General features: G+C 67.3%; 14 protein-coding genes and 1 tRNA gene. 8 read left to right on the top strand and 7 right to left on the bottom strand.

The features are described from left to right. Positions 1-48: 48 nt before the first annotated feature. The 3 genes from H1S04_RS01850 to H1S04_RS01840 are packed head-to-tail and all read right to left on the bottom strand — an operon-like array spanning position 49 to position 2,284. The gene (locus tag H1S04_RS01850; protein WP_181743864.1) at positions 49-687 is read right to left on the bottom strand and encodes a uracil-DNA glycosylase; all 639 of its coding nucleotides are present in this window, start codon (positions 685-687) and stop codon (positions 49-51) included. Continuing rightward, positions 684-1,697, bottom strand: a complete 1,014-nt coding sequence (gene trpD, locus H1S04_RS01845; RefSeq protein ID WP_181743863.1) for an anthranilate phosphoribosyltransferase — start codon at positions 1,695-1,697, stop codon at positions 684-686. The genes H1S04_RS01850 and trpD overlap by 4 nt, the downstream gene beginning before the upstream one ends. Next, the gene (locus tag H1S04_RS01840) at positions 1,694-2,284 is read right to left on the bottom strand and encodes an aminodeoxychorismate/anthranilate synthase component II (RefSeq protein ID WP_181743862.1); all 591 of its coding nucleotides are present in this window, start codon (positions 2,282-2,284) and stop codon (positions 1,694-1,696) included. Before H1S04_RS01840 ends, trpD begins: the two co-directional genes overlap by 4 nt. A gap of 104 nt (positions 2,285-2,388) precedes the next feature. Here H1S04_RS01840 and H1S04_RS01835 point away from each other — a divergent pair, with 104 nt between their 5' ends. Genes H1S04_RS01835 through trpE form a run of 4 tightly spaced genes read left to right on the top strand, consistent with a single transcriptional unit; the run spans position 2,389 to position 8,230 of the window. Then, the gene (locus H1S04_RS01835) at positions 2,389-3,546 is read left to right on the top strand and encodes a hypothetical protein (RefSeq protein ID WP_181743861.1); all 1,158 of its coding nucleotides are present in this window, start codon (positions 2,389-2,391) and stop codon (positions 3,544-3,546) included. After that, positions 3,543-4,724: an aminotransferase gene (locus H1S04_RS01830; RefSeq protein WP_181743860.1), complete on the top strand. Its 1,182-nt coding sequence runs from the start codon at positions 3,543-3,545 to the stop codon at positions 4,722-4,724. Before H1S04_RS01835 ends, H1S04_RS01830 begins: the two co-directional genes overlap by 4 nt. Positions 4,725-4,777: 53 nt before the next feature. Beyond that, positions 4,778-6,712, top strand: a complete 1,935-nt coding sequence (locus tag H1S04_RS01825; protein ID WP_255435428.1) for a peptidylprolyl isomerase — start codon at positions 4,778-4,780, stop codon at positions 6,710-6,712. A 3-nt stretch (positions 6,713-6,715) separates the two neighbouring features. Then, positions 6,716-8,230 carry an anthranilate synthase component I gene (gene trpE / locus H1S04_RS01820; RefSeq protein ID WP_181743859.1) on the top strand — a complete coding sequence of 505 codons (1,515 nt, stop codon included), beginning with the start codon at positions 6,716-6,718 and terminating at the stop codon, positions 8,228-8,230. A gap of 82 nt (positions 8,231-8,312) precedes the next feature. Here the strand turns inward: trpE and H1S04_RS01815 are convergent, their stop codons facing one another. The 4 genes from H1S04_RS01815 to fabI all read right to left on the bottom strand — a co-directional run bounded on the left by H1S04_RS01815 (position 8,313) and on the right by fabI (position 11,284). Beyond that, positions 8,313-9,143 carry a PRC-barrel domain-containing protein gene (locus H1S04_RS01815; protein WP_181743858.1) on the bottom strand — a complete coding sequence of 277 codons (831 nt, stop codon included), beginning with the start codon at positions 9,141-9,143 and terminating at the stop codon, positions 8,313-8,315. A gap of 179 nt (positions 9,144-9,322) precedes the next feature. After that, on the bottom strand, positions 9,323-9,829 hold the full coding sequence (gene gpt, locus H1S04_RS01810; protein WP_181743857.1) for a xanthine phosphoribosyltransferase: 507 nt from the start codon (positions 9,827-9,829) through the stop codon (positions 9,323-9,325). Positions 9,830-9,837: 8 nt separating this feature from the next. Further along, complete coding sequence (locus tag H1S04_RS01805) at positions 9,838-10,407, bottom strand: LysE family translocator (protein ID WP_181743856.1); 570 nt, start codon at positions 10,405-10,407, stop codon at positions 9,838-9,840. Between the two features lie 40 nt (positions 10,408-10,447). Beyond that, complete coding sequence (gene fabI / locus H1S04_RS01800; protein WP_181743855.1) at positions 10,448-11,284, bottom strand: enoyl-ACP reductase FabI; 837 nt, start codon at positions 11,282-11,284, stop codon at positions 10,448-10,450. A gap of 58 nt (positions 11,285-11,342) precedes the next feature. Here fabI and pdxH point away from each other — a divergent pair, with 58 nt between their 5' ends. The 4 genes from pdxH (at position 11,343) to H1S04_RS01780 (ending at position 13,343) form a co-directional block, all read left to right on the top strand. After that, positions 11,343-11,987: a pyridoxamine 5'-phosphate oxidase gene (gene pdxH, locus H1S04_RS01795; RefSeq protein WP_181743854.1), complete on the top strand. Its 645-nt coding sequence runs from the start codon at positions 11,343-11,345 to the stop codon at positions 11,985-11,987. A gap of 190 nt (positions 11,988-12,177) precedes the next feature. Continuing rightward, entirely contained in the window at positions 12,178-12,720 is a 543-nt protein-coding gene (locus tag H1S04_RS01790; RefSeq protein WP_181743853.1) for a cold-shock protein, read from the top strand. Then, positions 12,717-13,226: a DUF192 domain-containing protein gene (locus H1S04_RS01785; RefSeq protein ID WP_181743852.1), complete on the top strand. Its 510-nt coding sequence runs from the start codon at positions 12,717-12,719 to the stop codon at positions 13,224-13,226. The genes H1S04_RS01790 and H1S04_RS01785 overlap by 4 nt, the downstream gene beginning before the upstream one ends. Positions 13,227-13,266: 40 nt before the next feature. After that, positions 13,267-13,343, top strand: a tRNA-Pro gene (locus H1S04_RS01780). Positions 13,344-13,450 lie beyond the last annotated feature (107 nt).

The raw sequence follows: 13,450 nt of genomic DNA, 5'->3' as shown, positions 1-13,450 counted from the left end.
AAAAGCCCCCGCCATGCGAAATGCCCACGAACCTTTTGTGGCGCGCTGTCATCGGCCGGCCCAGTCGATCGGCGCCTCGCCACGCGCCCCGAGCCAGGCGTTCACCCGTGAAAAGGGGCGGGATCCGAAAAAGCCGCGCCGGGCCGAGAGCGGCGAGGGATGCGCGCTGGCGATCACCAGATCCTCGGGACGGATCAGGTCGGACAGCGCCTTTTGGGCGTGATTGCCCCACAGGATGAAGGCCAGCGGGCGATGGCGCTGCGCTTCGGCCACGGCCTGCGCCGCCAGCCGGTCCCAACCCCAACGGGCATGCGCACCGGCCGCACCGGGGGACACCGACAGCGAGGTGTTCAGCAAAAGGACGCCCTGCCGCGCCCAATGCGACAAGTCTCCATCTGCGGGCCTTGCCTCAAGATCGCTGTCCATCTCTTTGAAAATATTGGAAAGAGATCGGGGCAGAGCGGTCGTTTTCGTGACCGAGAAGGCCAGTCCGTCGGCATGGCCGGGCGTCGGATAGGGGTCCTGACCCAGGATCACCACCCGAACCGCCTGCGGCGGAAGGATCTGCAGGGCGCGGAAAATCGCCTCGGGGCCGGGCAGGAAATCGCTGCCCGCCAGCCGTGCCCTGATCGCAGGCCAGCGGTCGCGGAAGAAGGGCAGATGCGCCCAAGGCTGGGGCGGGATCACAGCGGCACGATTGCCGCCAGTGCCGCCAGCTTGGCCTTGGCCGCCCCCGAATCGAGGCTTTGTGTCGCCAGCGCCGCGCCTTCGCGCAGATCGGTGACCCGGCCCGCGACCAGCAGCGCGGCCGCCGCATTGAGGATCACCGCATCGCGATAGGCATTTTTCGCGCCGTCGAGGATTTCGCGCGCCGCCGCCGCATTATGGGCGGCGTCCCCGCCGACGATCTGGTCGAAATCATGGCGCGGCAGCCCGGCATCTTCTGGGGTGACGGTGAATTCGCGAATCTGGCCGTCCTTCATCTCGACCACGAAGCTGTCGCCCGAGATCGCCAGCTCATCTGTGCCGTCGCTGCCATGGATCAGCCAGACATGGGTCGAGCCCAGCTCGCGCAGCGTCTCGGCCATGGGGCGGCACCAGGTGGCATCGAAGGTCCCGGTCAGCTGGCGCGTCACGCCGCCGGGATTGGTCATCGGCCCGAGGATGTTGAAGATGGTTCGCGTGCCCAGTTCGGCACGCGGCGCGCCCACGTGGCGCATCGCCGGATGGTGGACAGGCGCCATCATGAAACAGAGGCCGATCTGGTTCAGCGCCTGCTGCGACTGCTCTGGCGTGGCCATGATGTTGATGCCAAGTTCGGTCAGCGCATCGGCCGAGCCCGATTTCGACGACAGCGCCTTGTTGCCATGCTTTGCGACCGGCACCCCCGCGCCCGCGACCACCAGCGCCGCGGCAGTCGAGATGTTCAGCGTCTTGCGCCCGTCGCCGCCGGTGCCGACGATATCGACCGCCTCTGCGGGGGCGGTGATCCGGTTCATGCGCTGGCGCATGGCGCGAGTGGCCGAGGCCATCTCGTCCACGGTTTCGCCGCGCACCCGCATCGCCATCAGCAACCCGCCGATCTGGGCGGGGGTGGCTGCGCCTTCGAACAGGGCGGCGAAGGCGCCGTCAGCCTCGTCCGAGGTCAGCGGGCGCTCGGCGGCAAGCCCGATCAGCGGGCGAATATCAATGGTCATGCGAGTTCGGCCTTTCGGCAGCGGTCGAGGAAGCTGCGGATCATGGCGTGGCCGTGTTCCGACGCGATGGATTCGGGGTGAAACTGCACGCCCTCGATCGGCAGTTCGTCATGGATCACGCCCATGATGGTGCCGTCGCCGGCACTCGCGGTGACGCGCAGTCTGTTCGGCAGGCTGTCGGGGGCGATGGTCAGTGAATGGTAGCGCGTGGCCTTCAGCGGCGAGGGCAGGCCGGTGAAGACGCCGGTGCCGTCATGGAACATCTCGTCCACCTTGCCGTGCAGGATGCGGTCGGCACGGATGATCCGGGCGCCAAAGGCCTCGCCGATGGCCTGATGGCCAAGGCACACCCCGAACAGGGGGATATCGCCGCGCTCGGCTGCGGCGCGGATCAGCGGCACGCAGATGCCGGCCTGCGCCGGATCGCAGGGACCGGGAGAGATCACGATCCCGTCAGGCCGCATTGCCAGCGCTTCCTCGACCGTCAGGGCGTCGTTGCGCCAGACCTCGACATTCGCGCCTTCTTCGCCAAGGTAATGCACAAGGTTCCAGGTGAAGCTGTCGTAATTGTCGATGAGCAGGATCATGTCAGTCCGTGGCGATTGGGGGTGAACCCGGCGGGATCAGGTCTTATAGATGTGCCAAATGGCGTGGCGGGGCAAGCCGTCGCGCGTCACGAAATGGGGCGGGAATGGCAACGGCGGACGGATTCGGACGGGGCGCGCTGCATGGCGGGCTGATCGGGGCGGCGGCTTTGGCGGCACTCTCGCTGGCGCTGCCGCTGCCGGAAATGCCCGCATCGCGGGCCCCCGCTTCCGCGCCGCCGTTGACCGAGCCCGCCGCTGCGCCCGTGGCCGCCACCACCGAGGAAGCGGTGGCCGCTATTCCGTCTGATAAAGCCGCTGAAACGCCCGCCTCTGAGGCTACTGCGACTGCCGAGACCGCCGCGCCTGCCGAGACTGCTGCGCCTGCTGCGCCTGCTGCGACGGGGGCGGGCGCGCCGGATGCGGCCCCGGTCGCCGCGCCGCTGGTGCCAACGCCCGGATCGGAATTTGCCCGCGCCGATGACCTGCCGCCGATCGTGCCGGGCGGTGCCTCGGCCCCCGGCAGCCCCGCTCTGGCCGAGGCGCCCATCGTCACCGCCCCGGCGACCGAGCCCAACCCCGCGCCCGCCACCGCCCCGGCAGGCCGCCCCGATATGCCGGAACTCAGCGATGCGCCGCAGCCGGCCGAGGAGGCCCAGACCGCGCCGCCGGTCCCCGCCTTTGCGGCTGACGCCCCGGTCAGCGCGTCCCGCCCCGGCCGGGTCAGCGACCCCGGTCAGGATGCCGGCCCGGCCATCGCCTCGCGCACCGCGCCAACGCCGTTGCCGGCCGAGACGCAGGCCGCGCTCCCGGCCGCCGATTCCGCGCCCGAAACCGCCGCCGCCCCCCGCCCCGATGCCCCGGTGATGCCCGAGAGCCGCGTGCCCGAGACCGCCAGCGCGGCCCTACCCGCGACCCAGACCGAGGCTGCGCAGGCCAGCGATCCGGCACCGGAGGCCGGTGCCCCAACCTCCACCGCCATGCCCGCGATCGAGGCCTCACGCCTCACGCCACCGATGCTGGAAACGCCCGATCCCGCCCGCGAGGCCGTCCCGCCCCCGCCAGAAGCCGCCGCCCTGCCGAGCGATCCGGTCCCCACCGTGACGGATGCGCCCGCGCGTGCCGTCGCAGTTGAAACCCCGGTCGAAACCTCTCGCGTGGCACCAAGCGGAGCGGAGGCGCAGGCAGTCAGCACAAGGCGCGGCGCGCGCCCGGCGCCCGATCTCAGCCTTCCCACGCTTTCCGTCCCGAGCCTGCTGCCATGACCCCTCTGAACCCGACCCTCGCCGCCACCTTCGCCCCGCCTGTAATGGAGGCACGCCGCTGGCTGGCCGGGGCGGTATTTCCGCCCGAACGCCCGCTGATCAATGTCAGTCAGGCAGCCCCGGTCGAGCCGCCGCCCGAGGCGCTGCGCCGGGTGATGGCGGATGCGGCGCTGAACCGGCCCGAAGCGCATCTCTACGGCCCGGTTCTGGGCAATGCCGATCTGCGCGCGACGCTGGCGGCCAGTTGGCAGCGTTTCTACGATGCGCCGGTCTCTGCCAGCCATGTCGCCATCACTCAGGGCTGCAATCAGGCCTTCTGCGCTGCCATCGCCTCGCTCGCCGGGGCAGGGGATGAGGTCATCATCCCGGCGCCCTGGTATTTCAATCACAAGATGTGGCTGGACATGCAGGGCATCCGCGCCGTTCCGCTGGCCTGCGGCCCCGACATGGTGCCGCGCGCCGGGGATGCGGCGGCGCTGATCTCGGAGCGGACCCGCGCCATCGTGCTGGTCAGCCCGAACAATCCGACCGGCGCGGAATACCCGGCGGCGACGCTCTCGGCCTTCTACGACCTTGCCCGTGCGCGGGGACTGGCGCTGATCGTGGACGAGACCTATCGTGATTTCGACAGCCGCGAGGGCGCCCCCCACGACCTGCGCGCCCGGCCCGACGCCGATGACGTGCTGATCCAGCTCTACAGCTTTTCCAAGGTCTTCCGGCTGACCGGGCACCGGGTCGGCGCCATCCTGACCGGGCCGCAGCGGCTGGCCCAGATCGAGAAATTCCTTGATACCGTGGCGATCTCGACCAGCCAGATCGGGCAGATCGGCGCGGAATACGGTTTGCGCGAAATGGGCGATTGGGTCGCCGCCGAACGCGCCGAGATCCTGTCGCGCCGCGCCGCCATGGTCGCCGCGATGGCGCGTGTGCCGGGCTGGCAGGTGGTCTCGGCCGGCGCCTATTTCGCCTGGGTCGCGCATCCTCATGACATGGGATCGGACGAACTGGCGCAGCGGCTGGTACACGAGGCGGGCATCCTGATGCTGCCCGGCACCATGTTCATGCCTGAAGGGCAGGGTCATGGACACCTGCGGATTGCCTATGCCAATGCCGATGCGCAGGGCATCGCCGCCATGGCCGCGCGGCTGGCCGGCTTCCGCCCCGACGCCCGCCCTTGAAGCGGATCGGTTGCCGCCCTAAAACCCTGCCAACAACATAAAGGATACGACGCATGAGCAGCCTGCGGACCAAGGGCAAATCCACCATTGTCTGGATCTTGATGGGGCTGCTTCTGCTGGGTCTCGGCGGGTTTGGCGTCACCAGCTTCACCGGCGGCAGTTCGGAAATCGGCGCCGTGGGCGAAACCGAGATCGATGCCCAGTCCTATGCCCGCGCCCTGCAGGGCGAGGTGGACAATATCAGCCGCCAGACCGGCCAGCGGCTCACCATGGAACAGGCCCGCGCCATGGGGCTGACCCAGGCCGTGCAGGCGCAGCTGTTCAACGCGGCCGCGCTGGCAGAGGAAGCCCGTCTTGCCGGGGTCTCGGTCGGCGACCGCGCCGTGGCCGATGCGATCACCACCGCGCCGGCCTTTCAGGGGCCGGGCGGCTTCGACCGCGCCGCCTATGCCGAAACCCTGCGCCGCCAAGGCATGACCGAGGAGCGTTTCGAACGCGATGTCCGCAGCGATCTGGCGCGGACCATCCTTCAGGCGGCGGTGGTCTCGGGCGTCACCGCGCCCGAGGCGCAGGCCGAACAGACTGCTGGCTGGCAGCTTGAAAAACGCGACATTTCCTGGGTCGAGCTGACGGCGGACGACCTTCCCGCGCCGGTCACCCCCGCCAATGACGAGATCCTGACCGCCTGGCATCAGGCCAATGCCGACCGCTTCACCGCGCCCGAGATCCGCAAGATCAGCTATATCTGGATGACGCCAGAGATGCTGGCCGACACGGTGGAATTGGACGAGACCGCGCTGCGCGAGCTGTATGACGCCAAGGCCCATGACTACATCCAGCCCGCGCGCCGTCTGGTTGGCCGGCTGGTCTTCGAAAGCGCCGATGCCGCCGCCGCCGCCAAGGCGCGGCTGGATGCGGGCGAGGTGAGTTTCGAACAGCTCGCCGCCGAGCGCGGGCTAACCCTCGCCGATACCGATCTCGGCGAGAAGACGGAGGCCGAACTCGGCACCGCCGGCGCACCGGTTTTTGCCGCCGCCGATAACGGCGTGATCGGCCCGGTCGATACCGAGCTTGGCCCGGCACTGTTCGCGGTGAACGCGATCCTCGATCCCGTCAATGTCTCGTTCGAGGAAGCGCTGCCCGACCTGCGCGCCGAGGCCGCTGCCGATCGCGCCCGCCGTCTGATTGCCGATCAGGCCCCGGCGATCGAGGATCTGCTGGCCGGTGGCGCCACGCTGGAACAGATCGCCGAGGAAACCGGCGCCGAACTCGGTCAGGTCGACTGGACCGCCACGCTCGAAGCCGCACCGGGCGAAATCGGTGGCTATCCCTCCTTCCGGGAGCAGGCGGCGGCGGTCACCGACCGCGATTTTCCCGAGCTTTTCGAGTTGGAGGACGGCGGCATCTTCGCGCTGCGCCTCGACGAAATCGTGCCGCCGACGCTGATCCCCTTCGAGGAGGTGCGCGAGAAGGTCGCCGCCGACTGGGCCGAGGGCGAAGCCAATCGCCAGCTGGTAGCCCTGGCCGAGGAACGCAAGCTGCAGGCGGTGTCGGAAACCATTCCGCCGATGCCCTCGGTCGACGGGGATGACGCCGCCGCGCCGGATGCGGCGCCGACCGACGGTGCTCGGGCCGAAGCGCCCGCGCCCCAGACTGCGGCGCTCGACTGGACGCCGGAGATCGGGCTGCTGCGCGATGGCTATCTGGAAACCGCGCCGCCTTCGTTGATCGGCGAGGCCTTCAAGCTCGGCGAAGGCGAGACCGAGATCGTCGATGACGGCAAGCGGGTGGCGCTTGTGCGCGTCGACCGGATCGAGCCGGCAGACCTTGGCGCCGAGGCGGCGGCCGAGATCCTCGACAGCGCCCGCACCCGGCTGGAGCAGTCGCTGCAATTCGACATGTTCGACTATTACTCGCGTGCCGTGCAGGCGCAGAACGGCGTCACGCTGAACCCGGCCGGGATCGCGGCGGTCGAATCGCGGATGTGAGCGATGCAGATCAGCCCTGATTTCGCGGATTTCGCCCCTGGCTGGGAGCAGGGGCGAAACCAGCTTCTGACCATGCGGCTGGCGGCCGATCTGGACACGCCGGTCAGCCTGATGCTGAAACTGGCCGAGGCCGCGCCGAACAGCTTCGTGCTGGAAAGCGTGACCGGTGGCGAGGTGCGCGGGCGCTATTCGATCATCGGAATGAAGCCCGACCTGATCTGGGAATGCCGCGCCGGCCGCGCGCGCATCAACCGCGAGGCGCGCTATTCCGATGTCTTCACCGATGACGAACGCCCGGCGCTGGAAAGCCTGCGCGCGCTGATCGCCGAAACCCGGATCGAGATGCCTGACGGCGTGCCCGCGGCGGCGGCGGGGCTGTTCGGCTATCTGGGCTATGACATGATCCGGCTGGTGGAGAATCTGCCCAACGTGAATCTCGACCCGATCGGCGTGCCCGACGCGATGCTGACCCGGCCTTCGGTCGTGGCGGTGCTGGACGGGGTGAAAGGCGAGGTCACCCTGTGCGCGCCGGTCTGGTTCGATCCGGGCGTGCCGGCGCGCACCGCTTACGCGCAGGCTGCCGAACGCCTGTCCGAGGCGCTGCGCAGCCTCGACAGGCTGCCGCACGAGCCGCGCGAAATCGGCCGCGCGCAGGCCATCGGCGCGCCACGGTCCAATTTTACTCATCAGGGCTACAAGGACGCGGTCGAGAGGGCCAAGGATTATATCCGCGCGGGCGACATCTTCCAGGTGGTGCCTGCGCAGCGTTGGGCGATGGATTTTCCGCTGCCGCCTTTCGCGCTCTATCGCAGCCTGCGGCGCACCAACCCGTCGCCCTTCATGTTCTTCCTGAACCTCGCCCCCGAGGAGGGCGGCTTTCAGATCGTCGGGGCCAGTCCCGAGATTCTGGTCCGCCTGCGCGACGGCGAGGTCACCATCCGCCCGATCGCCGGCACCCGCCCGCGCGGCGCGAACGAGGCCGAGGACCGCGCGCTCGAGGCCGATCTGCTGGCCGACCGGAAGGAACTGGCCGAGCATCTGATGCTGCTGGATCTGGGGCGTAACGATGTGGGCCGTGTCGCCCGGATCGGCACCGTACACCCGACCGAGCAATTCGTGATCGAACGCTACAGCCACGTCATGCATATCGTCTCGAACGTGGTGGGTGAGTTGCGCGAGGGCGAGGACGCGCTGTCGGCGCTACTGGCGGGCCTTCCCGCCGGGACGGTCTCGGGCGCGCCAAAAGTCCGCGCGATGCAGATCATCGACGAGCTGGAACCCGAAAAGCGCGGCGTCTATGGCGGTGCGGTGGGCTATTTCGCCGCCAATGGCGAGATGGACATGTGCATCGCGCTGCGCACCGGCGTCATCAAGGACGGCCAGCTTTATGTGCAGGCTGGCGGTGGCGTCGTCTATGACAGCGACCCCGAGGGCGAGTATCAGGAGACGGTGAACAAGTCCCGCGCCCTGATCCGGGCCGCCGAAGGAGCGACGCGATTTGTGCGCGGAAACGGCTAGGCCCTGACGGCGCGGCGCATGACGCGAAACAGAGAAAGGGCGGCCGGTCGGCCGCCCTTCTGCATGGTGATGGTGTCGGCGATCAGTTGGCCGGCGCCGGCGCCGCCGGATCGGCAGGTGCGGCCGGGTCGGCAGGGGCCATCGCATCAGCAGGCGGTGCTGCCGGATCAGCAGGCGCTGCTGCCGGATCAGCCGCGGCGGGGGCCGTCTCGGCCGGTGCCGGGGTCGGAGCCGGGGCGGACTCGCGCTCGCGGAAGACATAATCCGGGGCTGCTTTCGCCTCGTCCTGCGTCAGCTCGGTGGTTATTTCCTGCGCATCATAGTTGATGGTCAGTTGATCCCACGGCACCGCGATCTGCTTTTCACCGATGCCCAGGAAACCGCCCACGCCGATGATGGCGGCGATCATCTGACCGCTTTCGGCATCAACGATGATGTCGCGAACCTGACCCACGGCGGTGCCGTCCGGCGAGGTGACATTGGCGCCGGTCACCCAGTCCACGCGCAGCTCGTTACCGGCCTGCTCGCGGGCGATCTTGTCGCTGGTCGCCATCTCGGCCTGCAGGGCTGCGGTCTCGGCCGCTTCTGCCGAGGTGGCCGCATCCGCAGCCGCAGCGTCGGCATCGGGCTCCATCTCGGTCCCGGCGGCGGCATCTGCGGCCGGCGCGGTTTCGGCGGCGGTGGCATCCGCAGCGGCGTCCGCGGCGTCGCCAGCAGCTTCGGCCGCGTCATCGGCAGCGGTGGCGGCGGCGTCAGCGGCGGTGTTGGCCGCATCGGTTGCCGCGTCGGCTGCGGTTTCGGCGCTCTGCGCGGCTGCGTCGGCCGCGGCCTCTGGGGTCGTCGTCGCGGTCTGCGCGAAGGCCATACCCGTCAGGGGCAGCACGAGGGCGGTGGTCAGCAAAAAGTTGCGCATATGATCATCTCCTCAATCATGCCGCGAATGCTGCTGTGCATCCGCATCACAGGACCAATCCCGAATGGCCGAGTCCGGTTCCCGACCTGCCCGGAAATTGCGCAATCGTGAGGTGGTCGTGAGCCGCCAACCCTCGGACCGGAAATGAAAAACGGCCCCCGAAGGAGCCGCTGAAAAGATCAGTCTTCGCCGCGATAGGGGCGCACATATTGCAGCGCCATGTCCCAGGGAAAGAAGATCCAGGTGTCCTGACTGACCTCGGTGACGTAGGACTGCACCATCGGCTTGCCCTTGGGCTTGGCATAGACGGTGGCGAAATGGGCCTTGGGATACATCTCGCGGATCAGCTCCAGCGTGCGGCCAGAATCGACCAGGTCGTCGACGACCAGAATTCCCTCGCCGTCGCCCATCAGCGCCGGATCGGGCTGTTTCAGGACCTGCAGCTCGTTCTGGCCGGCCTCGGCGCCGACGCCCTTGTAGGATTTCACCGAAATCGTGTCGATGGTGCGAATGTCCAGCTCGCGGGCGACGATCATCGCGGGGACCATGCCGCCACGGGTGACGGCGACGACGGCGCGCCATTCGGTCCCGTCCATACGCCAGGCCAGGGCGCGGGCATCGCGGTGCAGCTGGTCCCAGCTGACATGGAAGCCCTTCTCATGGGGCAGGCGGTCGGCGTCGTTCATGGTCCCTCTCAGCTTTTGACGATCAGCAGAATCCCGAGCGCGAATAGTGCGACGGCGGCGGCCCGGTCAATCCAGAATTTCGCGCCAAAATAGCGCCGGCGCATCGCCGCTGTCGACATGCCAATGGTTACAACGGCATACCAGAACAGCTCGGTCGAGAGCGCCGTGAGGTAAATCGAGGCCTGTCTGGCAAGGCTGAGCGGCCCCGGAAACAGCGACAGCAGCAGCGCCGAATAAAACAGCGCCGGTTTCGGGTTCGACAGATTCAGCGCCACGCCGCCCCAGAAACCGCGCCCGAAGCGCTTTTCGGCCGCTTCTGGCAAAGGCAGCGTGGCGGCCCGCCACAGACCCCAGGACATCCACAGCAGATAAATGCCGCCGAGGATCTTCACGCCGCGATAAAGCCCGGGATGCAGCTTGAAAATCACCGCCAGCCCGGCGAGGGCAAACAATCCCCAAAGCGAGGCGCCAAGGGCCAGGCCCATGCCGAAGGGCAGGGCGACCTCGCGCCCACGTGAAAAAGCGGTCTGGATGGCGGCGATGATCGCCGGCCCCGGCGACAGGATCGCCAGGGTCATGGCGCCGATCAGCGCCAGATAGGGTTCGATCCCCGCCAGATCAGGCGTCCTTGCGGCCCGAGACCACGTCGATATCGGGCGCGTCCACCGCCTTCATGCCGACAACATGATAGCCGGCATCGACGTGATGCGTTTCGCCGGTCACGCCGCTGCCCAGATCGGACAGCAGATAAAGCGCCGACTTGCCGATCTCGTCCTGTGTGACATTGCGCCGCAGGGGCGAGTTCAGCTCGTTCCATTTCAGGATATAGCGGAAATCGCCGATGCCCGATGCCGCCAGCGTCTTGATCGGCCCGGCGGAGATCCCATTGACGCGGATGCCGTCCTTGCCCAGATCCTCGGCCAGATAGCGCACACTGGCCTCCAGCGCGGATTTGGCCACGCCCATCACGTTGTAATGCGGCATGACGCGTTCAGCGCCGTAATAGGTCAGCGTGACCATGCTGCCGCCCTCGGGCATCAGGGCGGCCGCGTAACGCGCTACCATGGTGAAGCTGAAGACAGAAATATCCATGGTTTTCAAGAAATTGTCTCGCGTCGTATCGACATATCGGCCGCGCAGCTGATCCTTGTCGGAATAGCCGATCGCATGGACCAGGAAATCGATCCGGCCCCATTCGGCGCTGATCGCATCGAACATCGCCTTGACGGAATCCTCGTCCGAGACGTCGCAATCGAACAGCAGGTCGCTGCCCAGCTCGCGCGCCAGCGGTTCGGCCCGTTTCTTCATCGCCTCGCCCTGATAGGACAGCGCGATTTCGGCGCCTTGATCGGACAGCTGCTTGGCGATCCCCCAGGCGATCGATTTGTCGTTGGCCAGCCCCATGATAAGGCCGCGCTTGCCGGCCATAAGGCCGCTGCGTTCGCTGCTTGACATGCCCCTCTCCGTCTTACCTTTTTGGCAGGATTAGGGGAAAGCCCAGGAGGCATCAAGCATGAGCGCGCAGAACGACTCAATTGAGGGCGATGATCCGTTTCTGATCGCAAAGGCGTGGCTGGCCGAAGCCGAGGCGGTTGAACCCAACGATGCCAATGCCATGGCGCTGGCGACCGTCGATGCCGACGGCATGCCCGATGTGCGCATGGTGTTGCTGAAGGACATCGAATCCTACGGCGATGGGCAAGGCGCCTTTGTCTTTTACACCAATTACGAGAGTGCCAAGGGCCAGCAGATCGCCGCAACCGGCAAGGCGGCCTTCGTCCTGCACTGGAAATCCCTGCGCCGCCAGATCCGCGTGCGCGGCACCGTCACGCGCGAGGACGGTCCGAAGGCCGATGCCTATTATGCCAGCCGCGCACTGGAAAGCCGCATCGGCGCCTGGGCTTCGGCGCAAAGCCGACCGCTCGCCTCGCGCGGGGCGCTGATGCTGGCGGTGGCGCGGCAGGGTGCGAAATGGGGGGCAAATCCGCCCCGGCCGCCCTTCTGGGGCGGGTTCCGGATCGACCCCGTGCAAGTTGAGTTCTGGCGTGACGGAGCGTTTCGCTTGCATGATCGGTTCAGTTGGGTCAAGCAGACACCTTCGCTCGGGGAGGGGCGAGTCGCATCCGCAACCTGGCAGGTGCAGCGTTTGTCTCCGTGACTCGTGTATGACTGATTAAAATTTTATATGCTTGAAATGTATGGGCTTGCGCTCGCTTTACGTTACGTCAAGTAATGTATTTTGATGGGGACGGAATGCGGCGCATATGTGAGTATCTTGCGATGAGTCGGGTTCTGGGTGGGGCTGGATGCGCCGAACGCATTTTGCGGCGCGAGAATGAAGCAGTGGTATGGCGATAGCAGACGACAGTGTTGTTATAGAGGTCAGCGGAACGATTAAGTGGTTCGATCCGGCGCGTGGGTTTGGTTTCATCATCAGCGACGAGACAGGGCCCGATATCCTGCTGCACACGAACGTCCTGCGCAACTTCGGGCAGGGTTCGGTGGCTGACCGGGCACGTGTACGGGTGCTGGTGCAACCGACGGCGCGTGGCCTGCAGGCTGTCAGGATCCTGTCGATCGAGCCGCCGGACAACGACGGTGTGCCGCCGATCAGCGATCTGGCCGACACGCCGCCCGAGATGCTGGCGACGCTGCCTTTCCTGCCCGCGCGGGTGAAGTGGTTCGACAAGGCCAAGGGATTCGGCTTTGCCAACCTGTTCGGCCAATCGGGCGACGTGTTCCTGCATTGCGAGGTGCTGCGCCATTCCGGTCTGGCCGATCTCGGTGTGGGGGAGGCGGTGGCGCTTCGGGTGGTCGATGGCCGTCGCGGTCTGATGGCGGCGCAGATCGCCCCGTGGGAACGCGGCAGCCCGAACCCGGACGACGCATGACCCGCCTGGATTGTTTGGCGCGTTCGGCGCTTCTGTGGCTCGGCCTGACCTGCGCGGGGGGCACCGCGTTCGCCGCGACGCAGCCTGCCTGTCAGGAGGATGTGGCGCTGTTCCCGGATGCCGGCCGCGCCATTCAGGTCGAGATCGCCGATGACCCGGAAGAGCGCGCGCAGGGCCTGATGAACCGGACCAGCCTGGCCGAAAATTCCGGTATGCTGTTCATTTTCGATGCCCCGCGCGAGGCGGCTTTCTGGATGAAGAACACGCTGATTCCGCTGGACATGCTGTTCATGGACGCCAAGGGGGTGATCCGGCATATCCAGGCCTCGGCCACGCCGCTGGACCTGACCCCGGTGCCGGGTGCGGCGCCCGGCGACCCCGCGCCCGAGCGGTTGATGGTGCTGGAAATCGCCGGGGGCGAGGCCGCGCGGCAGGGTCTTGAGGTCGGCATGGCGATGGCGCATCCGCGTCTGGATCAGACACAGGCGGCCGCACCCTGCCGATAGGGCTTTCCCCCGGTCGCGACTGCCGCTAGAAGCAACCCGTCGGGGCGTGGCGCAGCCTGGTAGCGCGACGGTTTTGGGTACCGTAGGCCGGAGGTTCGAATCCTCTCGCCCCGACCACCTTCCCGGATCTGGCAATCAATTGATCAGCCCCGGCAAGCCCGGTTTGCATGGCTGCATGAGGCGCTTGCACTTCCCCCCCCCGCGTTTCCTAACTTCGGATTATG

This window comes from Paracoccus sp. S1E-3 (assembly GCF_013868135.1).
Lineage (GTDB): Bacteria > Pseudomonadota > Alphaproteobacteria > Rhodobacterales > Rhodobacteraceae > Paracoccus.
The sequence above is the reverse complement of the archived record's forward strand: the minus strand, read 5'-3'. Positions and strand labels throughout refer to the sequence as shown.